The following is a 22,539-nucleotide window of genomic DNA, read 5'->3' as shown; positions in this document are numbered from 1 at the left end:
GACCGCGCCAGGGGGCGAAATCGCTATTGTCACCCGTGCCGAGAAGAAGATGGCCGTAGTCGAAATCACCGACAGCGGTGTCGGCATCCCTGCCGAAAAACTGCGCTCGATTTTCGATCCTTTTTTCACCACCAAGGAAGTTGGCAAGGGGACCGGGCTTGGCCTTTCCATCTGTTTCGGCATCATGGAGTGGCATGGGGGTCGGGTCGAGGCGAGAAGCAAGCCGGGGGTTGGCACTACCCTGGCCCTGTTTTTCCCGATAGATGAGCAGGCGGAAGGCCAGTGGCATGAGGCAAGAGAATCCTGAACGTCCGCCGTCTGCAGTCGGTCCAACTGAAGTGCACAGCAGGAGTAAAGAATGACGCAAAATATTCTCGTGATTGACGACGATCTGGAGTTGCGGGAAAACATCCGCGAGATTCTGGTTGAGGCCGGGTTTTCGGTGACGATGGCGGCCAGTGGTGAGGCGGCTCTCGACTGTCTGGAGGGGCAGACCTTCAGCGTGGTTCTGCTCGACCTGATCATGCCCGGGATGGACGGCAAGGAGGTCCTCCCGCTGATCAAGCGGCAGTCGCCGTCGGTCAAAGTGATCATGATTACCGCCTTCGCCACCATCGAGAATGCGGTCTCGGCGATGCGCAAGGGCGCCGACGACTATCTCACCAAGCCGTTCAAGGTCGACGAACTGCTGACGGCGGTCCGCCGCTGTCTGGAAGAGGCCCGGTTGCAGAAGTGCCATTCGGTGATCGATGTTGAGGACACCTTCAATTGTCTGGCCAATGTGATGCGCCGGGAGATCCTCTACCTGCTCGCCCGCGAGGGGCGGTTGCGGTTCATGGACATTACCCGGAAGCTCGCAGTCGAGGACCACACCAAGGTGAACTTCCACCTCAAGGTGCTCCGCGATGCCCGATTCATCGAGCAGGACGCCCGCAAGTTCTACGTTCTGAGCAAGGAAGGCCGCAAGGTCGTCGATTGCATGCAGGTCGTGGTCAATAATCTAAGTAGCTGATTCAAGGAAAATATCCCCCTCATCCGTGAACTTTTCTTCACCGCCCGGGCGGGCGACGTGAAGGATTCTTATCTGGAATCCCCTCTGCTTCTTCACCCATAGTAATTTGCCGACCCTCCGCTTCACGCCTTTTTACCCTAGCGGCAGGCGAGCGGCGGTGTCCACGGCTTGACACATCCGATTCCCGGGTATACTTGCCGAGTAATCGGAAGACGTATCGATAATCGGGGTTGCACTCCCGGAAGGGGGTGAAGCCAGGCGCGGGTTGCCCGCGATGGCGTTCGACACTATGTCCAAACAGAGGAGGAGCGCAATGAACGGGATGGGATTCACCAGGTTGGCAGTCGTTGTGGCGACAGCCGTCCTTGCTTTTGCACCGTTTGCGGAGGCGCAGAAGGACGGAGCGGTCAAGGGAACGGTGCAGGACGGATCGAAACAGGCGGTGGCCGGGGCGACGGTCTATCTGGTGCCGGCCGCCGACGTGGCGAAGCTCGCCAAGGCGCCGACCACCGAAATCCGGGCGAACGTCGACAATGACGAGCCGATGGAGGACACTCTCGCTACGGGCCGCGACAAATACCAGCAGGGCAAGACCGACGCGAAGGGCGCCTTCAACATCGGCAAGGCGGCCGACGGCAAGTACTTTGTCTACGTCGAGCCCGCCGATGCGGAGCACCTCCCCGGCGGCGACCTCGCCGACAAGGCGATGACCGCGGCCGAACTCACGGCGAAGCCGCTGGCCATCCAGGTCTCCGGCAAGGTTCCGGGCAACGCCAGCTTCGTCGGCAGCTCCAAGTGTCTCGCCTGCCACAAGGATTACGCCGCCCTGAAGATGACCCTGCACAAGCTCGGCATCGCCGTGGTCGGCAAGCCGGGCAAGCTGCAGGACTTCTCCCGTTTCCCCGAGTTCAACAAGGGGCTGGACAAGTTGATGGCCGGCACGAAGTTCTACTTCACCGGCTTCGACAAGAGCCGGGGCTTCGACAAGTACCAGATCTCGGAAAAGGCGCCCGCCGATCCGGCGACGCTGAGCTTCACCGCCACCTTCTTCAAGGATGCCGACGGCAAGCTCAAGTTCAAAACCGAAAACGCCAAGGACCCGGCCGATCCGCCGCGCACCTACCCGGTCGAGATGACCTATGGCGGCGGCCTCTACAAGCAGCGCTACCTGTACAAGGTCGGCGACGTCCACTTCCCCTTCGTCCAGTACAATCCGGAAGGCGATGAGAGCTACGCCGACCGCTCGCGCAAGCCCTGGCGCGACTACCACGCCGACTGGCTCTTCAACGAGGAGACCGGGAAGCTGGCCGACCCGCCGAAGAAGAAGGCGTTCGAGATCGAATGCGCCTCCTGCCATTTCAACGGCTACACCCTCACCCCGACGGTGGCGGGCGACTTCGTCGCCGGCGCGGTCAACGATCCGAACGGCGAGCTGGACATCGACGGCGACGGCGTCCCCAACGAGCTGAACATCGGCTGCGAGGTCTGCCACGGTGCCGGCTCCGAGCACGTGAAATCGGCCAAGGCGAAGAAGGCTTCCACCATCGTCAACCCGGGCAAGCTCGCCGCCGAGCGGGCCACGGTCATCTGCAACCAGTGCCACAGCCGGCCCCAGGGGAATCTGAAGAACGACCAGCCGGTGAGCAAGGATAACAAGATGCTCACCCCGGGGATGAGCCGCAACGAGTATCTGGTCAACCACACGACCCGTGAGGATGCGGCGCAGAAGGACTTCTGGGGCGACGGCGTCCACTCCAAGTCGCACCACCAGCAGGGGACCGACCTGGTCCGCTCGAAGAAGTACATGAACGGCAGCTACCTGATGACCTGCGTCGACTGCCACGACCCGCACGGCAAGAGCGCGGTCAAGCACCAACTCAAGCAGGAAGCGCGCGACGACAAGAATACGCTCTGCATGAGCTGCCACAAGGACGTCGCCATCAAGGCCCACACGGCCAAGGCCGTCGGCATGGAGCATGAGAAGATCCGCTGCATCGACTGCCACATGACCAAGACCATGCAGACCGGCGCCGGCCTCGGCAAGGGACTGGTCGGCAAGGACGGCAAGAACTACTGGCAGAACGACATCACCTCCCACCTCTTCGACGTGCCGCGCAAGGACAACCCGGCCGTCAAGGGGGTCGAGCCGGGCAAGGCGATGCCGATCCCGTACACCAACGCCTGCGGCGCCTGCCACGACGCCACGAACCTTTAGTCCCAAGGCAGGACCACTCTTTTCCCACCGGCAACGCCCGCTTCGTGCGGGCGTTGCTTTTTTCGGCACGCTGGCACTTCGTGCCCCCTTTCTTTCCGCCGATGCTGCGGGTCCCGCCGGGCGGCGCCCGAATGAGCGCCCCTTGTTGACGGCGGAGGGGATAAGGGATAAAAGGGAGAGGCGGCGTTCCGAGAGCTGAAGAGATGACCACGGACATAGGGGGACGTAGGTAACTTATGTAACTTTATTCGAGTGCGGCTGAATCAGGGGGGGGATTTATGCCAAGGCAAGCGAGACTCAATGTTCCCGGTTTTTTTCATCATGTGATGGCCCGTGGCATCGAGGGGCGGGAGATTTTCCGCGATGAAGCGGATCGTGAAAACTTCCTCGACCGGCTCGGTGATATCCTGGCGCGACCCGGCGCACCGCGCCTGTATGCGTGGGCACTCATGACCAATCATTTCCACCTGCTTGTGCAACCGACCGATCTGCCTTTATCCGCTATGCTGCGCCGCCTCTTGACGGGGCATGCGGTGAGATTCAACATTCGGCACCAGCGCACAGGCCATCTTTTTCAAAACCGCTACAAGAGCATTGTGGTGGAAGATGAAGCGTATTTTCTCGAGCTGGTCCGGTATATTCATCTGAACCCGGTGAGGGTTGGCGCAGTCACGAGCATGGATGAGTTGGAGAGCTATCCGTACACGGGGCATGCCGTTGTCCTTGGAAAACGCCTGCAGGAGGGGCAGGATGTCGATTCGGTGCTGTCCAGGTTTTCTGCGCGACGAAGCAGTGCCGACTCCGCCTACCGCAAGTTTGTTTCCGATGGCTTCGCTCAGGGGCGCCGCCAGGGATTGGGCACCGGAGGTTTGGCAAGGGGCGCCGTGGAGAATAGCACTGAGCATTGGGGCGGAAGAATTCTTGGCTGCAATGAATTCGCGGAGACCGTTGTTGGTGTGAAGGCTGTTGAAAAGGTCAGCCGAAGAACAATCGAGGAAGTCCTGACGGAGGTGTCGGAGAGGACGGGGGTGTCGGAGAGGACGGGGGTGTCGGCGGCTGAAATTCTTGGCCCAGGCAGAGGCAGGCAGGCCAGCTCTGCACGAGGGGCATTTTTTCGCCAGGCGCAGCAAGAAGCCGGGGCGACCTTTTCTGCTCTCGGTAGAATGACCGGCCGCACTCACGTCGCGGTAATCAAGGCGATCCAGAAACAAGTTACATAAGTTACCAACGTCCCCGTCCCGCATCCCTTTTCGGATGGAGCAATATGAAGCGTAGTCTTGAGCTCGTGATTTCGATGCTGCTGATGACCTGCGGCTGCGCACCTGGTGGCGCCATGGGCCCAGGGGAGACTATGTTATCCCTTCAATCGAAGCCACTCGAGAGCGGCTACGCCCCCGTCAACGGCATCAACATGTACTACGAAGTGCATGGTCGCAGAGACGGCGTTCCTCTCGTCCTGCTTCACGGCGGCGGATCCACCATTGAGGTCACGTTCGCCAGAGTGCTCCCGGTCTTCGCCGGCAGCCGCAAGGTCATCGCGGTGGAGGAGCAGGGGCACGGCCGTACAACCGATCGCGATGCCCCTGTCACCTTCGAGTCTTCCGCGGACGATGTCGCGGCTCTCCTTCGCTACCTGAAGGTGGACAAGGCCGATATCTTCGGCTTCAGCAACGGCGCCAGTGTCGCTCTTCAGGTTGCCATACGGCATCCACAGCTCGTGCGAAAGCTGGTCTTTGCTTCATCGATAACCAAAAGAGACGGTGCTCAGCCACAACTCTGGGAGTTCATGAAGGAAGCGGACTTTTCGAACATGCCGCAGCCCCTCAAGGATGCGTTCCTGCGGGTGAACCCGGACGTGCAGCAGCTCAAGACCATGCACGACAAGGACGCCGCGCGGATGCAGAGCTTCAAAGACGTTCCGGACGACGCGCTTCGGTCGGTCCGGGCGCCGACGCTGATCGTTCTTGGTGATCAGGACATCGTGAAACCTGAGCATGCCATTGAGCTGACTCGCCTGATTCCGAACGCGCGCTTGCTGATCCTGCCCGGTGGGCACGGGGACTATCTCGGCGAAGCCGTAATGACGGAGAAGGAGACTCGCTATCCCGCGCTAACTGCGCGGCTGATTGAGGAGTTCCTCGACTCCCGGTGAGAAGGGACGTGTCCCCAGAGCTTCCAGGACTTCAGCCAAGTTACATAAGTTACCAACGTCCCGCCTTTCGCCCGGCTCGTTCTGAGGTTCTCCCGCAATAAAATCCCGCATCGCCCGTCATTGCTCTCGCCTGCCGCTCCGCCTTCTCCAGGCTCTCCCGCAGGTGCGCACACCACCCCGCGAGTTCCTCCTCTGCCAAGCCCGCCGGGATATGTACTGGCTCGCCGCAGACCAGGCTGAGTCGGGCGAAGGGGCGGGGGACCTCCATCCGGTCCCAGCGCCCGGCCAGGACCCAGGCTCGGTCGGCGGCCGCCGCCACCGGCAGCACGGACAGGGCGAGATCGGCGGCGAGGCGGACGGTGCCGGGCCTGACGACGTGGAACGGCCCGAGAGGGCCGTCAACGGCAAGGGCGGCGAGGCGGCAGCCGTCCAGGGCGCGGCGTACGGCGTCGCGTTTTGTTCCCCCCGCCGGCTTGGGAATCGAGCCGCCGTCGTAGCCGAAGCGGCGGCAGATCTCGGCGATGACCTCGCCGCGGAAAGAGCGGCTGCTCAGGATGCGGGCCGACCGCCCGGCGAAGAGGAAAAATAGCGGCAGATAGCCGCCGTGCCAGAAGACCGCCAGAACCCTCTCCCCTCGGGCCAGCATCCCGTCCAGGGCCTCGAGCTCTTTGGTCTCACGTCGCCAGGTGGCGCCCAGCAGGCGCAACAGAAGGGCGAAAAATCGGCCCGTCAGCCGCGCCGCAAGCCTCGGCCGCGGCAGCGGCGGGAGGCCGGCTCCGCTCGCAGGAAACTCTCCTGCCGGACTCTTTCCGCTCACCCTTCTTCCTCCTTTAGGGGCTGGTCTCTTCTCCATCGAAGGGCGACAGGACGGCGTCGCCGACGGCGTGCGAGATGTTGCGGAGAATCTTCCACTCTTCGGCGATGCTCCTGCGCGCCAGGCGCCAGGGACTTGGGTCGCGCTGTTTCGGGGCCGGCCCGGCGCCGATCAGGGTCTGGTAGAGTGCCAGGGCGCGCCCGGCGGTATGGGCCATGGAAAAGTCCCCGGCCGTCTGCCGGGCGCCCTCCCGCAGCCGCCGGCGGCCCTCCGGGGAGAGGTCGGCGATCCAGGCCAGGGCGGCGGCGAACTCCTCCGCTTCGGCGCGGGGAATGAGACGGCCGTTGACGCCCTCCTGCACCACCTCCCGCACGCCGGAGGCGTCCACCGCCACCACCGGCACCCCTGCCGCCATCGCCTCGGTCAGAACCATCCCCTGGGTTTCGGTCAGCGAAGCGAAGGCGAAGATGTCCATGGCATGATAGGCGTCGGCCAGTTCGCGCCGGCCGAGGACCCCCGCGCAGTGCAGGCGGCCGGAGAGCCCCTCGCGGTCGAAGGCCTGGCGGATCTCCGCCAGTGCCGGTCCTTCCCCTGCCACCAGGAAACGGGCTTCCGCGTGACGCCGCAGAAAGAGGGCAACGGCCGCGGCCAGGAACCGGAGATTTTTTTCATGGGCCAGGCGTCCCACGTGACCGAGGAGGAGAGCATCTCCGGGGATCCCCATCCTCGCCCGGAAGGAGGCTCCTTCGCCGCTCGCGTATAGCGGGATGTCGACGCCGGTGGGGATGACCTCGATCGGCACCTTCACCCCCCGTTCCGCCAGCAGTTCGGCCACCGTTTCGCTGGGGGCGATGACGGCGTGGCACAGGTTGCAGTAACCGGTCGTCAGGTCGAGCACGAAGCGCCGCAGGCGGGGAGAATCCACCGGTACGTAGTGGGTGTAGTTCTCGTACAGGGTGTGGTGGGTGAAGACGACCGGTATGCCGTGTCGGGCGGCGACCCGCAGGGCCGTATCCCCCAGCAGGAAAGGGTGGTGGCTGTGGACGATATGCGGAGAAAAAGCGCGCAGGGCCGCCGCCACCCGGCCGGGGACCGGCACCGGCACCGAGAAGTCGCTGCCGCTGAAGTGCTGCAGGGCGGGAAAGCGGACGACGTCCGTCTCCTGCTCCGGCGTCCCCTCGAAGAAGGGGGCCACCACCAGGACGCGGTGCCCGCGCCGGCGGAACTCGTTGCTGAACCCCTGGACGCTGCGGGCGACCCCCCCCACGTGCGGGGTGAAGGTGTTGGTGACCATCAGGATGTTCATGCGCATCTCCGGCGGTCGACGAGAACCGAACCCTTGTTGCCTTCTGCCCGGAGCGGCGCGCAGCCGGGGAGGGCCACTTCGATGGGGGGCGGGGTGGTTCGCCAGGTGCCGCTCCAGCGGACCTCCGCCTCCTCGCCCCGGGGCAGGATGGCGACCGTCGCCGTGCCGAACGGGGTCGGCGCCGGGCCGAAGGAAATCTCCCCCTCCTGCTCCAGCCACTCGGGGCAGATGCCCGCGGCCAGGACGAGGCGATCCCCCGCCTCCTGCAGGAAGCAGTTGCGCAGCATCAGGACCCATTCGGCCGCCGCCCAGACGTGGTGGCCGTCGCCCATGCAGCCGCCGCGGGTGCGGGGATGGATCGCCTCCGGCCACTGCCCGGTCGGCGAGGCGAGCGCGGCCACGGAGCGAAGCAGGTCGAAGCAGCGCCGGTCGCCGGCCCGCAGCAGCACCTGGGCCAGGTGCAGGGTCAGGTACGGATTGATCCCCGAGTGGATGATGTCCTGGTAGAAGCCGCCGCCGACCAGGCAGCGCTCGAGAAGGAATTTGGCCGAGTCGAGCAGGCGGGGGTCGTCGGCCGGGAAGAGCGCCAGCGGGTAGCCGGCGGCCAGGGAGCCGACGGCCCCCGAATCGAGGCGCCGGTAGGGGGAGGCGGGCATGGCCGGCCGTCCCAGCCGTTCGGCCGCCCCGGCAAGGCTCCGCTCGATGGCGGTGAGGAAGCGGCCCGCTTCCAGCCGGAACTCTTTTGCCTCCTCCCGGTCGCCCAGCGCGTCGAGCAGGGCGGCGCCGGCACGCAGTCCGGCCACTCCCCAGAAGTCGTCCCAGTAGTAGAAGTCGTTCGGCCCCAGGTGCTCGGCGCTGAAGCCGGCGGGGAAGAGGCCGGCGTGCGGCAGGTCGACCGCTGCCGCCAGGCGCTGCCGGCGGATCCAGCGGCAGCCGCGGCGGATGGCCGGTCGCCAGGCGGATTTCGGCGGGCGGCCGGCGAGTTGGCAGAAGCGGTGCATGATCCACAGGGCCTCGCCGTTGGAGTCCCACTCCCCCTCCTGCGAGAGGAAGAAACCGCTCGCCTTCTGCCGGGAGGGGAAGGTGTCGAGAACCCGCTCCACCCGGTCGGTCAGGCCGGTGCAGAGCAGGGCATGGAGGATGAAGGCGGCGTCGCGGAACCAGAACCGCTTGTAGGTGTAGGGGCCGGGGTAGACCTCGCCGGGGGAGTGCAGGACCAGGGTGCGCAGCGCGGCGTCGTAGAGGGACTGGAAGCGAGCGTCCGGCAGGCGGACGGCCGCCGCCCCGGCCATCGCTTCGGCCCAGCCTGGCCGGGGCGGCAGGGGCTTTGCCGGCCGGTTCCGGCTCTCCAGGGGGATTTCGAGGCGGACCTGCCTCGGTCCGCCGGCGGGTACCGCAAAGAGGGCCGCGGCGGTGGCCATGCCGACCGCGCAGCGGGCTGCCGTCTGCTCGCCGCCGGCGAAGAGGCGGGTGTGAACGTCCCCCTGCCGGTAGTCGGAGAAGAGGCAGCGGTCGGGCCGGCTCGCGAAGCGCACCAGTCGGTGCCGGTCGAGCCGCCAGCCCGAACCGTCCGGCTCCGGACGGATGTCGTGCACGAAGCTGACCCCTTCCGGGTTGTACGGGCGCAGGGCCGCCACCAGCCAGGCGTCGCGGTCGCTGCGGGCGGTGAGGGTCAGCCGGCAGACGGCTGCGCCCTTTATATCAATCACCTCGCTGCGGGTGATGAGCTGCAGCCCGTCGCGAACGCCGCGGGTGACGACGGCCGGGCCGTCCTCGAGGTCGAGGTGCTGCGCAACGGAGTCGAGCTGCGAGGGGACGAGCCAGCGTCCCCCCTCGGTCACCAGCCAGCCGTCGAGGGACCAGCCGTCCCAGAAGGGGGTGAGCAGGCCGCGGGGATCGACGATGGGAAAGGCGTCGAGGTCGGGCAGGCCGACGGCCGTCCAGTTGCGGTGGGTGAGGTTGACGTGGGTGATGGAGAAGGCGCGGGGGATGAAGGCGTCGTCGTGCGGGTTGTACTGGCGCTCGACCCAGAAGGGCCAGATCCAGTCGAGGTTGTGCTGGATGGCGCCGGTGTTGAGCAGGCCGCGGGCATGGAAGATCAGGCCGGCGCGCAGCAGCTCCAGCGGCTCCTTCACCGCGAGGGGCTGGCCGAAGCTCTCCAGCCGGGAGAGGAGCTTCACCGGGTCGAGCAGGCCGTGGGAGCGGGCCAGCCGGCTCACCAGCTGTTTCCACGGAAACCACCTGAGCCACATCGGCAATCCGTCCTTCGCGAGGCCTGCCGGTCAGGGCAGGGACGGTGTGCTGCGGATGGAGGATCCTGAATTCATGGTCTCTCCAGCATAGCTTTTTTTGCCGCGTCTACAACAGCCCTTCCGGCACCTCGGTTTGCTGAGCAGCCCCGCCCGCCAGCCGGCGGGCCAACAGAAAAGGGGGCCTCCCGTGTGGGAGGCCCCCCCATTTCCGGAATGCGGCGGGATTCGGCTCAGCGCAGCAGCATGAAGACGAAGACGGCGACGGCCAGCGCCGCCGCGCCGAGCAGCCACCTGCCCAGGGCGGGAGCGGGCTGCGGCGCCGGTTCCTCGAGCTGGCCGATGACCGGGAAGCGTTCGATTACGGCGCGGACATGGGGGGCCTTCAGCAGCGCCTCGGTCAGATCCTGTCCCGCCTGGTGCTGCTGCAGATGGCTGCCCGCGGCCCACAGCTTGCTGCCGGTGAAGTCGTAGATCTTGCCGTGCACCGCCACGTAGGCAGGTCGCCCTTCGCGGCCGTCGTATCCGGCCAGTTCCTCACGGGTCATGTCAGTCCTCTCTGCTGTCTGTTTCGCCAGGCGGTCTACCTCTCGTAGTAGGTATACCCGCGCAGGCTGGCGGAAAAATCCTCGACGATCCGCTGGCGCTCGGCCACCGTGATCTTTCCCTTGCGCACCGCCTCTTCGGCGGTGTTGCGAAAACCCTCGAAGAGGGTCTGGGGATGGTATTCGACGTAGCTGAGCACATCGGCGATGCTGTCGCCGCAGATCTCCTTCAGCACGTCGAAGCTGCCGTCGGCGTTGATCCGCACGCTGACCACGTGGGTGTCGCCGAAGAGGTTGTGCAGATCCCCCAGGGTCTCCTGGTAGGCCCCCATCAGGAAGACGCCGAGCAGGTATTCTTCGCCGTCCCTGAGCGGATGCAGCGGCAGGGTGCTGCGCTCGCCGCGGGCGTCGAAGAAGGCGTCGAGCTTGCCGTCGCAGTCGCAGGTGAGGTCGGAGATGATCCCTTCGCGAGCGGGCCTTTCCCGGTGCCGGTGGATCGGCAGCACCGGAAAGACCTGGCCGATGGCCCAGGTGTCGGGCAGCGACTGGAAGACGCTGAAGTTGCCGTAGTAGATGTCGGCCAGGCTCTCCTGCAGGCCGGCGAGCTCGGGCGGCACCCGCTCGAGGCTGCCGAGCCGGGCGGCGATTCCCTGGGCGATGGCCAGGAAGAGGTTTTCGGCCAGCGACCGCTCCCGCAGGTTGACCTGGCCGCGTTTGTACAGCTCGCGGATCTCGTCGCGGGCGTAAAGGGCGTCATGGTAGCTCTCCAGCAGGTCGGCGGCGCCGAGGGAGGCGTGGACGCCGAACAGGCTGCGGAGCAGTTCGTGGGCGTCGGCGGGAAGCGTCTCCGGCAGGGCGGCGGGCTCGAAGTGCATGACGTCGAGGATGTTGAAGAGGAGCATCGAGGCGTAGGCGACGGTGGCCCGACCCGATTCCGTGACGATGTGGGGATGGGACACCCCCTGCGGATCGAGGGTGGCCATGACCATCTCGACGATGTCGCCGCAGTACTCGTCAAGGGTGTAGTTGCGGGAATGGACGTGGTTGGCGCGCCCCCCCATGTAGTCGACGGCGAGGCCCCCGCCCAGGTCGAGGTAGCCCAGCGGCGCCCCTTCCCGGATCAGGTCGATATAGTAGCGGCAGGCCTCCAGCACGCCGGCGCGGATGTCCTGGATGTCGGGGATCTGGGAGCCGAGATGGCAGTGCAGCAACTGCAGGCAGTCGAGCATCCCCTGCGCCTTGAGGGTGTCGACCACGGCGATCAGCTGGGTCGTGCTCAGCCCGAAGCTGCTGCGGTCGCCGCTGGTCTCGGTCCAGAGGCCGCCGACCTTGGCCGAGACCTTCACCCGCGCCCCGATCAGCGGCCGCACGCCGAGGGCCCGGCTGCGCTCGAGCAGGATGGGGAGCTCCGTCGGCGATTCGATGACGAAGAAGCAGCGGATTCCCAGCTTCTGCGCCCAGAGCCCCAGGTCGATGAACTCCCGGTCCTTGTAGCCGTTGCAGATCAGCAGCCCGCCGTCCTGCAGGGAAGCGAGGGCGAGAACCAGTTCGGCCTTGCTGCCGGCCTCCAGGCCGTGGCAGTAGCGGGCGCCGAAACGGGTGATCTCCTCGATGACCTGGCACTGCTGGTTCACCTTGACCGGAAACACCCCCCGGTATTCCCCGCCGTAGCCGGCGCGGGCGATGGCGGCGCGGAACGATTCGTTGAGCAGGGTGATCCGGGCATCGAGCAGGTTTTCGATGCGCAGCAGCACCGGCATCGCATGGCCGCGCTGCTCGATGCCGGCGACGATGTCCATCAGCGAAACGGCGACCTCGCCCTCGGGAAACCGTACCTTGACCGTGACGTCGCCATTGTCTGCCAGGTCGAAATAGCCGGCCCCCCAGTCGCGGATGCCGTAAAGGGCGGCGGAGTCTTCCGGGGTCCAGGCCTGTTCGGGTTGGGTCTTCATCGCGGCGCCTCTCCAGAATGGCGATAGGGGCGGGTTTCAAGCCCGCCCCTACAAGGGTAACAGAATGTCGGCGTTAGGGCGACGCAGGCGCCGCCCAGGGCGAGGCATGCCTTGCTGCCCCTACGGAGCGATGTTCTCCCGGGCGAAGGTGGGCAGCATGAAGGCGCCGAGGTGCAGCTCCTCGTTGTAGTACTTGGTGTAGAAGCCGCGATTTTTCGCCCGCTCGCGGTCGAAATCCTTGACCGGATGGTGCTTCTTGCTGGCGAAGGCGAAGCTCCAGAAGCCGGAAGGGTAGGTCGGGATGAAGGCCTGGTACATCTCCACGATCGGGAAGACGGAGCGCAGGTTCCGGTACATGTTCTTCTGGATCTCGGCATGGTAGAAGGGGGACTCGCTCTGCGCCACCATGATGCCGTCCGCCTTCAGGGCGCCGAAAACGAGGCGGTAGAAGTCCTCCTCGAACAGTCCCACCGCCGGCCCGATCGGGTCGGTGGAGTCGACCATGATCACGTCGAACTCGTTCTGGTGGTCGCGGATGTAGGCCAGGCCGTCATCGACGTGCAGCTTGACCCGGGGGTTTTTCCCGTCGATCTCGCAGGCCATGGAGGGGAGCAGTTCGACCGACTTGTCGATGACCAGGCCGTCGATCTCGCACAGGGTCGCCAGTTCGACGTTCTTGTGCTTCATGATTTCGCGGATGGTGCCCCCGTCGCCGCCGCCGATCACCAGCACCTGCTTCGGGTTCGGGTGGGTGAAGAGGGCCGGGTGGGTAATCATGTCGTGGTAGACGAACTCGTCGCGCTCGGTGCACATCACCAGCCCGTCGAGGAGCATCATCCGCCCGTATTCGACGGTCTCGATGATGTCGAGCTGCTGGAACTCGCTCTTGCCGGAGAAGAGGGTTTTCGTCGCCTTCAGGGTGATGCCGACGTTTTCCGAGTGTTTTTCGGTGTACCAGAGTTCCATTTTAGTCCTCTACACTGCCTGTTTCAGTTCGACCGGTTTGTGGGTCAGCTCTCCGACCACCTCGAGCTGGCCGCGCTTCATCTCCATGGTCGAGGCGCGGCGGGAGCGCAGGCCGGCCTTGAGGTGGCGGTAGGCTTCTTCCGGTACCACCGTGTCGCCGCAGGTGAAGAGGTCGACGGCGGCGTAGCCGTACTCGGGCCAGGTGTGGATGGCCAGGTGGCTCTCGGCGATGATGACCGCCCCGGAGACGCCGTGCGGGCTGAAGGTGTGGAAGGTTTTGGTAACGATGGTGGCGCCGGCGGCCAGGGCCGCTTCGCACATGATCTCCTCGACCCGCTTGGGGTCGTTCAGGACTTCGGCGTCACACTCGTAGAATTCGGCGACGATCTGCTGACCCAGAGATTTCATGGCTGGTTCCTTTCGACGGTGAAATCCGGTCCTTGGGCCGGGTAGCTAACAAAAAAACGTCGGCGGCGAGACGACCCATAGGATCTTCGCCACGCTCTTGCCCGGATTGCTGACCCGGTGCCGGTGGTCCGAGGGGAAGTAGAAGCATTCGTCCTTGCGCACCGTGTAGACCCGGTCGTCGAGCGACAGCTCCACCCGGCCGGCCAGGACGAAGCCGAACTCCTCCCCCTCGTGGAAGGGCTGCTCGGCCATCGCCTCTCCCGGCTGCAGGGTGACCAGGGCCGGATCCATGGTGCGGTTCTGCGCCCCGGGGACGAGCAGTTCGACGCGCAGTCCATGCTCGTCGCTGGCGACCACCCGGGAGTCGGCGCCGAAGACCACCTGCAGCGGCAGTTTCTCGGCAAAGAACTCGGACATCGAGACGCCGAGGACGTCGAGCAGATCCTTGAGAGTGCTGATCGAAGGGGAGGTGGCATCGTTTTCGAGCTGCGATATGTACCCTTTGGTCAGGTCGGCGCGGCTCGCCAACTCCTCCTGGGTGAGAGAGTTGGACATCCGCAGTTTGCGCAGCTTTTCGCCGATTTTCACGGGTGCTCCCCCGGTTTAGCACCGGTAAACATTTTGTCAGGTGCCCTGTTTACCATTTCTAAACTTAATGTTTAGCAACTCGTGCTCACAGGGGCGGTTTTATACGCTCATTCGGGGCGGCTGTCAACATCTTTTTTCACTTTTTTTCGAGACCGGCGGCGAGTCCTTGACAGGGGGGGCGCTTTTCTATTTACTAGGGGCCTGACTTCACTCAATAAGGAAAGGACGGCTGCGGTATGAAATCAGTCGGCAAGATTGGCTTCATCGGCGGTGGCAACATGGCGGAGGCCATCATCCGGGGGCTGTTGCGCGGCGCCTTCCCGGCCGCCGGTGTCGTCGTCTCGGAACCGGGCGCGGAGCGCCGGCGCCTGCTGCAGGAGCAGTTCGGCATAACCCTGGCGGCTGACAATCTCGAGGTTGCCAGAAGCTGCAGCCTGGTGGTGCTGGCGGTCAAGCCGCAGGTCGCCGCCGAGGTCCTCTCGGGGATCGGCGCCGCCTTTGCCGGCGACAGACTGCTGATCTCCATTCTCGCCGGGGTTTCGACGGCGACGATTGAGGACTTTTTCGACGGCTCGCCGCGGGTGGTGCGGGCGATGCCCAACACGCCGGCCCTGGTCGGCGCCGGGGCGACGGCACTGTGTCCCGGCCGCTTCGCCACCGTCGACGACCTGCTGACGGCCCGCCATCTTTTCGAGGCGGTGGGAAGCGTACAGGTAGTCGGCGAGGCGCAGATGGACGCCGTCACCGGGCTCTCCGGCTCCGGCCCGGCCTACGTCTTCACCATCATCGAGGCGCTGGCCGACGGCGGCGTGCAGGAGGGGCTGCCGCGCGATGCCGCCCTCTCCCTGGCGGTGCAGACGGTACTCGGGGCGGCGCGCCTGGTGCAGGAGAGCGGCGAGCACCCGGCGGTGCTGCGCGACAAGGTCTGCTCTCCCGGCGGCACCACCATCGCCGGGCTGAAGAGCCTGGAGGAGAAGGGGCTGCGTGCCGCCCTGATGGAAGCGGTCGGCAGCGCGGCGCGGCGCTCGCGGGAGCTGGGCGCGAAGAAGTAAATCAACCCTTGTGGGGAGTTTTTCAATGGCCAACGATAGCAACACGATCAAGCTTGCCCTCGGCCTCGCTCTGCTGGTGGCCGGCGGGTTTCTCTTCTGGTGGGGCCACAGCGAGTCCCAGTCTCTGGCCAACCAGCTATCTCGCGCTATCGCAGGGACGCACTCGGACCGGGTGATGTGGAAGTACATCGGCGGTGCGGTCTGCTCAGTGGTGGGGGTGGTGCTGCTGGTACGGAAGTAATGTGGTCGAACAGCTGTCTCTTCACGAAAAAACGTGCTACACTTTTCTCGTGAACCCACAGCGTGGAGAAAATAATGGAGAAGCAGAACGTTACCCTTTCTCTTCCCAAGCCCCTGCTGAAAAAGGCAAAATCCCTCGCCGCCCGGAAGGAGATTTCCCTCAGCGAACTGCTGCGCGAATCGGTGGAGGAAAAGGTGAGAGAAGCCTCCGGCTACAGCCGGGCGCGGGCGAGGCAGCTTAGGCTCCTGGAAGCCGGGCTCGACCTCGGGACGAAGGGCCGCGGCATCGATCGCGAGGAACTCCATGAAAGGCGTTAATACCTTTCTCGACACCAACATCCTCATCTATGCCTATGACACCTCGGCCGGCGACAAGCACCAGAAGGCGCGTGACCTGCTGACCGGCTTGTGGGAATCGGGGCTTGGCATGGTGAGCACGCAGGTCCTTCAGGAATTCCACGTCACCGTCACCCGCAAAATTCCCAAGCCCCTCGACCTCGCTACCGCTCGCGAGATCATTACCGATTTCCTTACGTGGGATGTCGTCGTCAACGACGGCGATGCGATCCTCAAGGCCATCGATGTCCAGGAGAAACACGGGTTTTCGTTCTGGGATTCGATGGTCATCGCCGCCGCCATCACCGGAGGAGCCGCAGTTCTTCTGACGGAGGATCTTTCGGATGGGCAGAAAATCTGCGGTGTCGAAATCAGGAATCCCTTCGCGGGAAGGGTGAGTTAGTCAACAGATAGAATCTCCCCGAAGCTTCAATCCACCTCTGAACAGATGAGGCCAGCATGCCGGAAGGTTTGCCGATCAAACAGATCACCATTATTCGCATCATCACTATGTCGGCGGGGGTGCTGGGATCCTTGGTGATGCTCCTTGAATACGGTTTCTTTTCCCTCGCTTCCGACCAAAGCATAACCCTTTCTGCTGGCCTGATCGCCGTGGTTGGGGTTATTTGCTTTTTTAATCTGCTCAGGCATTTCCGCACGTTGCACCGATTGGCGAAGGCCCGGCCGGCTTCGGCCGGCTGAAGAAGGCGCCAGTCCCAACCGATGCGACCCGGCAGTGGCTCGGTGTCTTGGGGACGAATAGAACGCGAACGGCTGACTTTCCCCGGGTGGGGCTATTCGCGGCTCCCACCCTCAACCCTCCGGCTCCTGCTCAAGGCCTGGGCGGCGAGGGGGATCGTCGTCAACGCCCCGATCAGAAGCAGGGTCCAGCCGACGGCTTTCTTCTCCCTCGCCGGCAGGCGCCCCCCCAGCAGCAGGGCCACCCCCGCTCCGAGCATGGCCCGGGTGCCGGCGATCAGTGAAAGAACGGGCAATGTCAGAGTCGTCTCGCGCATATTCGGCCTCCTTTTGCTATTAGTATACTTCTTCGTCCGTCTCCCAGGTTCTGTCCAAGCCCCCTCCTCCTCAAAAGAATTTGCCCCGGCTGCAGCCTTGTGGCACACTGCCGGACGAAATTCGTGGACCGCTTATGACAGCCCATCCCTCCCGTCGAATGAATCGCGGGAAATAAACCGGGAAATTCCTCAATAACAGTTTTTTTAAACTTATGGAGTCGCAACGTGGCAGGTTCCAGCCTTTTCGCTCTGTTAGATGACATAGCCACCGTGCTCGACGATATCGCGGTGATGACCAAAGTGGCCGCAAAAAAAACCGCCGGCGTGTTGGGCGATGACCTGGCGCTGAATGCGGAGCAGGTGGCCGGCGTACGGGCCGAGCGTGAACTGCCGGTAGTGTGGGCGGTGGCCAAGGGGTCGGTCAGGAACAAGCTGATTCTGGTGCCGGCGGCTCTGGCCATCAGCGCTCTGGCGCCGTGGGGGGTCATCCCGCTGCTGATGCTGGGCGGTGCGTATCTGTGTTATGAGGGCTTTGAAAAACTGGCGCACCGGTTCCTGCACAGCAAGGCCGAGGAACAGGCCGAACATGCCGAAATCGTCAAGGCCCTGATCGACCCCGAGGTGGATCTGGTGGCTTTCGAGAAGGAAAAAATCAAGGGCGCCATTCGCACGGACTTCATCCTCTCGGCAGAAATCATCGTAATTGCGCTGGGCACGGTGAAGGGCGCCGCCTTCGGCACCCAGGTGGCCGTTGTCGCTGGCATTGCCGCCATCATGACGATCGGCGTCTATGGCCTGGTAGCCGGCATCGTGAAGCTGGACGACGCCGGCCTGTATCTGGTAAAAACCAGCGCGAACAATGCCTGGGGCGGCTGCCAGCGGGCCCTGGGAAAGGGTTTCCTGCGCGTGGCGCCGTACCTGATGAAGACGCTGGCCGTTGTCGGGACGCTGGCCATGTTCATGGTGGGCGGCGGCATCCTGGTGCATGGCATCCCCAATGCGCACGAGGTGCTGCATCACGCGGAAGAAGCCATCCACGGTATTCCGGGGATCGGCGGCGTGCTGGCGGCGATTACCCCCATGGCCCTGAATGCGCTGGCCGGAGTGGTAGCCGGCGGCGTGGTGCTAGCCATCGTCAGTCTGGCCAGGGTGATCATCGGCAAGTTCAAAAAGCCTGCCTGAATCAGAGTCGTTCCTGGAATTGTTTCAACTCGGAAAACCAGGTTGATCGATGAGTCTATTGCTGACGGAAAGGATCTCTTGGCGCTTTGCGGCCGGACCTATCTGGAGCGCGGCCGCAGTAACCAGAAGCAGGGGCGGGTTGTGGGGACAGGTCCCGACTCCTCTCCATTGAACAAATAACAGACAGCTATTTTCGCAGCCTGCCGACATGTCGCGGCTGAGCCGCAGCCCTTCATGCCTCCCATCAGGCACCGCTGAAGGCCACCTCTTCCTCTACTTCCTCCTCAAATGCTTCCAGCCCCTCTTCCTCTTCTTCAGGCCTCTCCCTGCGCAGCCGTGCCATGGCCCGACGAGCTTTGCTCCGAGTTGCCTCTACGGCGTTGTCTCGTTCAAAGCGCAGCTTCCGGCGCGTTTCAGTGCCGCTTGCCGGCGCCAGCAGCAGCGCTGCCACCGCCCCCGCCACTGCCCCAACCACCAGCCCGCAGGCCACCCCGACTACCAGATCCTTATTTTTCATGAACTTATCTCTCTCATGTGAGTTTTGGGAACGGGTCACGATTTTCCTCGGTAAAACAACTGGCACCGGACAATAGTCCCAACGGGCGTACCGGATTATGTGCCCCAGGGGTTGAAGACGGTGGCTCCGCAACGGTCGAAATCGGCAACGTTTCTGGTGGCGAGTGTGAGGCGATGGATTTCAGCGGTAGCCGTCAGTAGCGAATCGATCACTGGCAGCTTCGCCCCCACGCGTTCCGCCTCACCCTGGATTCTTCCCCAGGCGACTGCGACAGCGGCATCCACGGGCAGGATTCGCCCTGCAAATCTCTCTGCCAGATCGTGCTCCAACCATTCTTGCAAATCGGCCTTCCGCTGCGATTCCTGTAGTTTCGTGATCCCCTTTTCCAGCTCTCCCACCGTCAGTACGCTCAGGAAGAGCTTTCGCTCGTCGACCGAATCGACCCACCGGACAACGTTTTCATTTGGTCGCGGCTTGACCAGTTCAGAGATGACGCAGGTGTCGAGAAGGAATGTCACAGGTCCACCTCCCGCCCCACATCCCGGCTCCGCTCAAGGTCGAGTTCGATGTCGTGGAGTGGCGAAGTTTGGAAAAACTCCGACAGAGGCGTGCGGGACCGCGTCAGCTCCTGATACTGTTCAAAGGAGACGATGACGGCAGCGGGAGTCCCGCGGAGAGTGATCGTCTGCGGCCTGCCGCGCCGTGCCTCATCGACCACTCGGCTCAAGCGGTTTTTGGCCTCCTGTAGCTGCCACTCGCCCGAACGATCCGCAGATTTTTTTCGCGTTGCCATGCCATCCTCCTTCTGCTCTAGCTAGACTGTCTAGATTGTATCGGATGAAATGGCCGGGAGCAACAATGATTTTTCTGGAAAGTTCTGGACTTGGGGTCCCTGTACGATGGCCCAGGTCGATACCCTTTATCTGCCGGCTCACTCCCCGGTCTTGCAAGAACCGCTGTTGATCTTCTCGTACAGGGCAATCTGCTCGGCCATCGACAGCTTCTTGCGGCAGCCGGCGCCGGAGCGCAGACAGAGCCGGCAGCGGTCATCCGAGCACCATTGGCACTGGCGGCAGTCGGGACAGGGGTGCTTTTGGGCGGGGGCGGTTTCCATGCTTAAAGTCTACGCCTCGCTGTGGCGCCCGGCAAGCAGAAGTCAGGCGGCGAGCAGGCGGTGGCGGCGGTGGTGCAGGTACCAGGTTTCGCAAAGCTCGGCGGCCATGAGGAGAAAGACGGCGATGGCGACGCCGGGGACGGGGACAGGCCGGGGGACGACCATGAGCAGGCCCCAGCAGGCGAGCAGGAAGAGGATTTTGTAGATGACCGAGCGGCCGAGCTCGGTAGTGCGGTCTTCGCCGGTGAACCAGCCGCGCAGCAGGCTGACGGCGCCGTAGAGGTAGCAGTAGAGGGCGCAGCCGGCCAGGGGGAGGGCGATGTAGGCGCGGGTGGCGGCGTCCAGGCCCATCAGGGTGCCGAGCACCGGAGCACTGAGGGGGTAGGCGATGACCACGGTGAGAATCGCCAGGGCGCTGCCGACCCGACGGAAGAAGCGCACCAGCACCCGATAGTCGGCGTGGTCCTTGACCAGGGTCTGGTAAGCCTGCTGCAGGTTGCGCATCGGACCGCCGAGCAGGAAGATGAAGCCGCGGATGACGCCGAAGGAGGCGAGCGCCAGGGCTCCGTCGGGGAGGCGGCTGATGATGGCGTTGATGAGCAGCGGCACGACCTGCTGCAGGCACGAGGAGTAGGCCAGCGGAAAGGCGAAACGGAAAATCTCCAGGGCGCCCCGTTCGCCGTCGCCGCCTTCGTGATGGATGCGGCAGCGCCAGGCGAAGAAACCCATCAGCGCGGTTTCGACGGCGATGCAGGCGAGCAGGGCGAAGGCGCCGAGAACCGCGCCGCTGAACCAGCGCACCCCCAGGGCGAGAAAGCCGAGCAGGGCGACGACCCGCACGATGGTGGCGAGGGAGACCAGGCCGGTGTGGCGGGCCTGCATGACGAGCCCCTGAAACAGGCCGCGAAAGCCGGTCAGAAACGGCAGGAAGACCAGGATGCCGAGAACCGCCCGGGCCTGCGCGGCGATTTCGCCGTGGACGCCGAGGAGGCGGCCGAGGATGAAATCCCCCAGCGGGGTGAAGGCGACCAGGGAGAGCATGACCGAGACCCAGGTTGCCACCAGCAGCACGAAGAGGATCGTGCCGCGCAGCGAACGCCGCCCGCGCACCATGGCGATGGTCACGGTGTGGTTCTGGTAGGAGGGAGAGGCGACAAAGAGGTGCAGCACCATGGCCACCGAAAAGGCGGCCAGGGCGACGACGAAGTCGCTCTGGCGGGCCAGCCCGGCGTTGATGATCGAGTGGGAGACGCTCATCATCTGCACGTTGAGCAGCAGCGGGAAGAAGAAGAGGGCGATTTCCTTCTGAGTCAGCGGCCGGGAGGAGGTCACGCGGCCTGCACCGGAAAGAGCGTCGGGAGATCATACGGTGTCGCGGCCCGGAAATCGTGCGGCAGGCCCCCATCCTCGCCGATGCCCCAGGCGCAGAAGCAGGTGCGGATACCGGCGGCGCGGCCGGCGGCCAGGTCCGTGTGGTGGTCGCCGATCAGGATGGTGGATTGCGGCGCGGCCGCCAGTTCTTCCAGCGCACGCCAGACGGGACGCGGGTCGGGTTTTTTCTGCGGCAGACTGTCGCCGCCGATGACGACCGGAAAATACCCGCTCAGCGCCAGCCCTTCCAGCAGCAGGCGCGTGAGGCGGTGCGGCTTGTTGGTGACCACCGCCATCTTCAGCCCGGAGTTTTTCCGCTCGTCGAGAAACGTCCTGATGCCCGGATAGAGGACGGTGCTCTCCAGCAGGTGCTCACCGTAATGGACGAGAAACCGCTGCAGCCGCTCCTCGCTGAAGAGCCCCTCGGGGAGCGAGCGCTTCACCAGAAAGGTAGCGCCGTCCCCCACGTAGCCGCGCACGGTCGGAATGTCGAGGGGCGGCAGGGAGAGCTCGGCACGCAGCAGGTTGACGGCGGTGGCGAGGTCGGCGACCGAGTCGACCAGGGTGCCGTCGAGATCGAAGAGGAAGGTGTCGAAGCACATATTATACAATCAGTTTTGGGTTTCAAGGTTTAGGTGTTGAGGCATTTTATCCGAAAACTCAAAACCTGAAACTTAAAACCAGGGTTCCTGGGGCAGCCTGGCGAGCAAGTCGAAAAACTCCTTTCCCCCTGACCATGATGCAAGGGCGCGCGGCAGGGAGTTGCTGCTCATTGCGGATACTCTCTTTCGCCGAAAATCGCCGTGCCGACCCGTACCAGGGTCGCCCCCTCCTCGATGGCTACCATGAAATCGTGGCTCATCCCCATCGACAGTTCGGTCATTTCTACTCCCGGCAGGCCAAGGGCGCGGATTTCCCCGGCCAGTTCCCGCAGGCGACGGAAGTAGGGACGGACCGCTTCGGCCTCGTCGAAGTAGGGCGGCAGGGTCATCAGCCCGCGAATGCGGACGTGTTCGAGCACGGCCACCTGGCGCACCAGTTCCTGCAGGCCGGCTTCGTTGACCCCCGACTTGCTCTCTTCGCCACCGAGATTGACCTGCAGCAGCACATCGGCCGTCCGCTTGATTTTGGCCCACTGGCGGTCGATCTCCTCGGCCAGGGAGAAGCGGTCGACCGAGTGGATGAGGCCGACGCGGCCGCGCAGGTACTTGATCTTGTTGCTCTGCAGGGCGCCGATGAAATGCCATTCCACAGGGGCTTGCACCGCTTCCGCCTTGGCCACGAACTCCTGAACGTAGCTCTCGCCGAAGAGCCGCTGGCCGGCGGCCGCCGCCTCTTCGACCAGCGTCGCCGGATGCGTCTTGGAGACCGCCACCAGGCGCACGGCGGCGGGATCGCGGCCGCTGCGGGCACAGGCGGCGGCGATCTGGCTGCGGATATGTGCGAGATTATCTTGGATGGACATTGGAATAACGGTGATGTTGGCAGGGGCGCATTGCGTCCG

General features: G+C 64.3%; 27 protein-coding genes. 11 read left to right on the top strand and 16 right to left on the bottom strand.

The genetic code is table 11. The features are described 5' to 3' along the window. From VD811_02940 to VD811_02920, 5 genes are all read left to right on the top strand, one after another. Positions 1-307, top strand: a 307-nt coding sequence (locus VD811_02940; protein ID HXV19933.1) for a HAMP domain-containing sensor histidine kinase, incomplete at its 5' end; no start/stop codon positions are given. A gap of 51 nt (positions 308-358) precedes the next feature. Continuing rightward, positions 359-1,012, top strand: a complete 654-nt coding sequence (locus tag VD811_02935) for a response regulator (protein ID HXV19932.1) — start codon at positions 359-361, stop codon at positions 1,010-1,012. A 313-nt stretch (positions 1,013-1,325) separates the two neighbouring features. Further along, the gene (locus tag VD811_02930) at positions 1,326-3,227 is read left to right on the top strand and encodes a cytochrome c3 family protein (protein HXV19931.1); all 1,902 of its coding nucleotides are present in this window, start codon (positions 1,326-1,328) and stop codon (positions 3,225-3,227) included. 278 nt (positions 3,228-3,505) lie between these two features. Continuing rightward, positions 3,506-4,447 (top strand): transposase, encoded by a 942-nt coding sequence (locus VD811_02925; GenBank protein HXV19930.1) that lies wholly within the window; start codon positions 3,506-3,508, stop codon positions 4,445-4,447. 44 nt (positions 4,448-4,491) lie between these two features. Beyond that, positions 4,492-5,379 carry an alpha/beta hydrolase gene (locus VD811_02920; protein HXV19929.1) on the top strand — a complete coding sequence of 296 codons (888 nt, stop codon included), beginning with the start codon at positions 4,492-4,494 and terminating at the stop codon, positions 5,377-5,379. A gap of 49 nt (positions 5,380-5,428) precedes the next feature. On the opposite strand, the gene VD811_02915 is transcribed toward VD811_02920, so the two are convergent. From VD811_02915 to VD811_02880, 8 genes are all read right to left on the bottom strand, one after another. Then, positions 5,429-6,196 carry a hypothetical protein gene (locus tag VD811_02915; protein HXV19928.1) on the bottom strand — a complete coding sequence of 256 codons (768 nt, stop codon included), beginning with the start codon at positions 6,194-6,196 and terminating at the stop codon, positions 5,429-5,431. A gap of 13 nt (positions 6,197-6,209) precedes the next feature. Next, positions 6,210-7,499 (bottom strand): glycosyltransferase, encoded by a 1,290-nt coding sequence (locus VD811_02910; GenBank protein HXV19927.1) that lies wholly within the window; start codon positions 7,497-7,499, stop codon positions 6,210-6,212. Then, positions 7,496-9,718: a hypothetical protein gene (locus tag VD811_02905; protein HXV19926.1), complete on the bottom strand. Its 2,223-nt coding sequence runs from the start codon at positions 9,716-9,718 to the stop codon at positions 7,496-7,498. Before VD811_02905 ends, VD811_02910 begins: the two co-directional genes overlap by 4 nt. A 263-nt stretch (positions 9,719-9,981) precedes the next feature. After that, positions 9,982-10,296, bottom strand: a complete 315-nt coding sequence (locus tag VD811_02900) for a cytochrome b5 domain-containing protein (protein HXV19925.1) — start codon at positions 10,294-10,296, stop codon at positions 9,982-9,984. 35 nt (positions 10,297-10,331) lie between these two features. Further along, a complete protein-coding gene (speA, locus tag VD811_02895; GenBank protein ID HXV19924.1) occupies positions 10,332-12,245 on the bottom strand; it encodes a biosynthetic arginine decarboxylase in 1,914 nt (637 codons plus the stop codon). Positions 12,246-12,365: 120 nt separating this feature from the next. Further along, on the bottom strand, positions 12,366-13,211 hold the full coding sequence (gene speE / locus VD811_02890; GenBank protein HXV19923.1) for a polyamine aminopropyltransferase: 846 nt from the start codon (positions 13,209-13,211) through the stop codon (positions 12,366-12,368). 9 nt (positions 13,212-13,220) lie between these two features. Beyond that, positions 13,221-13,619 (bottom strand): adenosylmethionine decarboxylase, encoded by a 399-nt coding sequence (speD, locus tag VD811_02885; GenBank protein ID HXV19922.1) that lies wholly within the window; start codon positions 13,617-13,619, stop codon positions 13,221-13,223. Positions 13,620-13,664: 45 nt separating this feature from the next. Beyond that, positions 13,665-14,207 (bottom strand): XRE family transcriptional regulator, encoded by a 543-nt coding sequence (locus tag VD811_02880; protein ID HXV19921.1) that lies wholly within the window; start codon positions 14,205-14,207, stop codon positions 13,665-13,667. A gap of 236 nt (positions 14,208-14,443) precedes the next feature. Here VD811_02880 and proC point away from each other — a divergent pair, with 236 nt between their 5' ends. From proC to VD811_02855, 5 genes are all read left to right on the top strand, one after another. Beyond that, positions 14,444-15,259 carry a pyrroline-5-carboxylate reductase gene (gene proC, locus VD811_02875; protein HXV19920.1) on the top strand — a complete coding sequence of 272 codons (816 nt, stop codon included), beginning with the start codon at positions 14,444-14,446 and terminating at the stop codon, positions 15,257-15,259. A 25-nt stretch (positions 15,260-15,284) separates the two neighbouring features. Continuing rightward, positions 15,285-15,500, top strand: a complete 216-nt coding sequence (locus VD811_02870) for a DUF3185 family protein (GenBank protein HXV19919.1) — start codon at positions 15,285-15,287, stop codon at positions 15,498-15,500. A 74-nt stretch (positions 15,501-15,574) separates the two neighbouring features. After that, the gene (locus tag VD811_02865; GenBank protein ID HXV19918.1) at positions 15,575-15,817 is read left to right on the top strand and encodes a ribbon-helix-helix protein, CopG family; all 243 of its coding nucleotides are present in this window, start codon (positions 15,575-15,577) and stop codon (positions 15,815-15,817) included. After that, positions 15,804-16,238 carry a PIN domain-containing protein gene (locus VD811_02860; GenBank protein ID HXV19917.1) on the top strand — a complete coding sequence of 145 codons (435 nt, stop codon included), beginning with the start codon at positions 15,804-15,806 and terminating at the stop codon, positions 16,236-16,238. The genes VD811_02865 and VD811_02860 overlap by 14 nt, the downstream gene beginning before the upstream one ends. A gap of 56 nt (positions 16,239-16,294) precedes the next feature. Continuing rightward, entirely contained in the window at positions 16,295-16,537 is a 243-nt protein-coding gene (locus tag VD811_02855) for a hypothetical protein (GenBank protein HXV19916.1), read from the top strand. A 92-nt stretch (positions 16,538-16,629) separates the two neighbouring features. On the opposite strand, the gene VD811_02850 is transcribed toward VD811_02855, so the two are convergent. After that, positions 16,630-16,851, bottom strand: coding sequence for a hypothetical protein (locus VD811_02850; protein HXV19915.1), 222 nt, complete (start codon positions 16,849-16,851; stop codon positions 16,630-16,632). A gap of 225 nt (positions 16,852-17,076) precedes the next feature. Between VD811_02850 and VD811_02845 the strand changes: the two genes are divergently transcribed. Further along, entirely contained in the window at positions 17,077-18,033 is a 957-nt protein-coding gene (locus tag VD811_02845) for a DUF808 domain-containing protein (GenBank protein ID HXV19914.1), read from the top strand. A 244-nt stretch (positions 18,034-18,277) separates the two neighbouring features. On the opposite strand, the gene VD811_02840 is transcribed toward VD811_02845, so the two are convergent. The 7 genes from VD811_02840 to VD811_02810 form a co-directional block, all read right to left on the bottom strand. Continuing rightward, positions 18,278-18,550, bottom strand: a complete 273-nt coding sequence (locus VD811_02840) for a YtxH domain-containing protein (protein ID HXV19913.1) — start codon at positions 18,548-18,550, stop codon at positions 18,278-18,280. Between the two features lie 95 nt (positions 18,551-18,645). Then, the gene (locus VD811_02835; protein ID HXV19912.1) at positions 18,646-19,068 is read right to left on the bottom strand and encodes a type II toxin-antitoxin system VapC family toxin; all 423 of its coding nucleotides are present in this window, start codon (positions 19,066-19,068) and stop codon (positions 18,646-18,648) included. Continuing rightward, positions 19,065-19,343: a type II toxin-antitoxin system Phd/YefM family antitoxin gene (locus VD811_02830; protein HXV19911.1), complete on the bottom strand. Its 279-nt coding sequence runs from the start codon at positions 19,341-19,343 to the stop codon at positions 19,065-19,067. Before VD811_02830 ends, VD811_02835 begins: the two co-directional genes overlap by 4 nt. Positions 19,344-19,481: 138 nt before the next feature. Further along, complete coding sequence (locus VD811_02825) at positions 19,482-19,664, bottom strand: hypothetical protein (protein HXV19910.1); 183 nt, start codon at positions 19,662-19,664, stop codon at positions 19,482-19,484. A gap of 42 nt (positions 19,665-19,706) precedes the next feature. Continuing rightward, positions 19,707-20,996 carry a hypothetical protein gene (locus VD811_02820; GenBank protein ID HXV19909.1) on the bottom strand — a complete coding sequence of 430 codons (1,290 nt, stop codon included), beginning with the start codon at positions 20,994-20,996 and terminating at the stop codon, positions 19,707-19,709. Continuing rightward, a complete protein-coding gene (locus VD811_02815; GenBank protein ID HXV19908.1) occupies positions 20,993-21,637 on the bottom strand; it encodes an HAD-IA family hydrolase in 645 nt (214 codons plus the stop codon). The genes VD811_02820 and VD811_02815 overlap by 4 nt, the downstream gene beginning before the upstream one ends. A gap of 167 nt (positions 21,638-21,804) precedes the next feature. Further along, positions 21,805-22,500, bottom strand: coding sequence for a YggS family pyridoxal phosphate-dependent enzyme (locus VD811_02810; GenBank protein HXV19907.1), 696 nt, complete (start codon positions 22,498-22,500; stop codon positions 21,805-21,807). Positions 22,501-22,539 lie beyond the last annotated feature (39 nt).

It is taken from the genome of Desulfuromonadales bacterium (genome assembly GCA_035620395.1).
Taxonomy (GTDB): Bacteria; Desulfobacterota; Desulfuromonadia; order Desulfuromonadales; family DASPGW01; genus DASPGW01.
The sequence above is the reverse complement of the archived record's forward strand: the minus strand, read 5'-3'. Positions and strand labels throughout refer to the sequence as shown.

Coding starts and splice junctions, on each gene's coding strand:
- VD811_02825 (HXV19910.1), bottom strand. CDS start 19,664: ATGGAAACCGCCCCCGCCCAAAAGCACCCCTGTCCCGACTGCCGCCAG.
- VD811_02810 (HXV19907.1), bottom strand. CDS start 22,500: ATGTCCATCCAAGATAATCTCGCACATATCCGCAGCCAGATCGCCGCC.
- VD811_02815 (HXV19908.1), bottom strand. CDS start 21,637: ATGTGCTTCGACACCTTCCTCTTCGATCTCGACGGCACCCTGGTCGAC.
- VD811_02910 (HXV19927.1), bottom strand. CDS start 7,499: ATGAACATCCTGATGGTCACCAACACCTTCACCCCGCACGTGGGGGGG.
- speE (HXV19923.1), bottom strand. CDS start 13,211: ATGGAACTCTGGTACACCGAAAAACACTCGGAAAACGTCGGCATCACC.
- VD811_02900 (HXV19925.1), bottom strand. CDS start 10,296: ATGACCCGTGAGGAACTGGCCGGATACGACGGCCGCGAAGGGCGACCT.
- proC (HXV19920.1), top strand. CDS start 14,444: ATGAAATCAGTCGGCAAGATTGGCTTCATCGGCGGTGGCAACATGGCG.
- VD811_02850 (HXV19915.1), bottom strand. CDS start 16,851: ATGCGCGAGACGACTCTGACATTGCCCGTTCTTTCACTGATCGCCGGC.
- VD811_02925 (HXV19930.1), top strand. CDS start 3,506: ATGCCAAGGCAAGCGAGACTCAATGTTCCCGGTTTTTTTCATCATGTG.
- VD811_02840 (HXV19913.1), bottom strand. CDS start 18,550: ATGAAAAATAAGGATCTGGTAGTCGGGGTGGCCTGCGGGCTGGTGGTT.
- VD811_02865 (HXV19918.1), top strand. CDS start 15,575: ATGGAGAAGCAGAACGTTACCCTTTCTCTTCCCAAGCCCCTGCTGAAA.
- VD811_02935 (HXV19932.1), top strand. CDS start 359: ATGACGCAAAATATTCTCGTGATTGACGACGATCTGGAGTTGCGGGAA.
- VD811_02920 (HXV19929.1), top strand. CDS start 4,492: ATGAAGCGTAGTCTTGAGCTCGTGATTTCGATGCTGCTGATGACCTGC.
- VD811_02855 (HXV19916.1), top strand. CDS start 16,295: ATGCCGGAAGGTTTGCCGATCAAACAGATCACCATTATTCGCATCATC.
- VD811_02870 (HXV19919.1), top strand. CDS start 15,285: ATGGCCAACGATAGCAACACGATCAAGCTTGCCCTCGGCCTCGCTCTG.
- speD (HXV19922.1), bottom strand. CDS start 13,619: ATGAAATCTCTGGGTCAGCAGATCGTCGCCGAATTCTACGAGTGTGAC.
- VD811_02830 (HXV19911.1), bottom strand. CDS start 19,343: ATGGCAACGCGAAAAAAATCTGCGGATCGTTCGGGCGAGTGGCAGCTA.
- VD811_02860 (HXV19917.1), top strand. CDS start 15,804: ATGAAAGGCGTTAATACCTTTCTCGACACCAACATCCTCATCTATGCC.
- VD811_02930 (HXV19931.1), top strand. CDS start 1,326: ATGAACGGGATGGGATTCACCAGGTTGGCAGTCGTTGTGGCGACAGCC.
- speA (HXV19924.1), bottom strand. CDS start 12,245: ATGAAGACCCAACCCGAACAGGCCTGGACCCCGGAAGACTCCGCCGCC.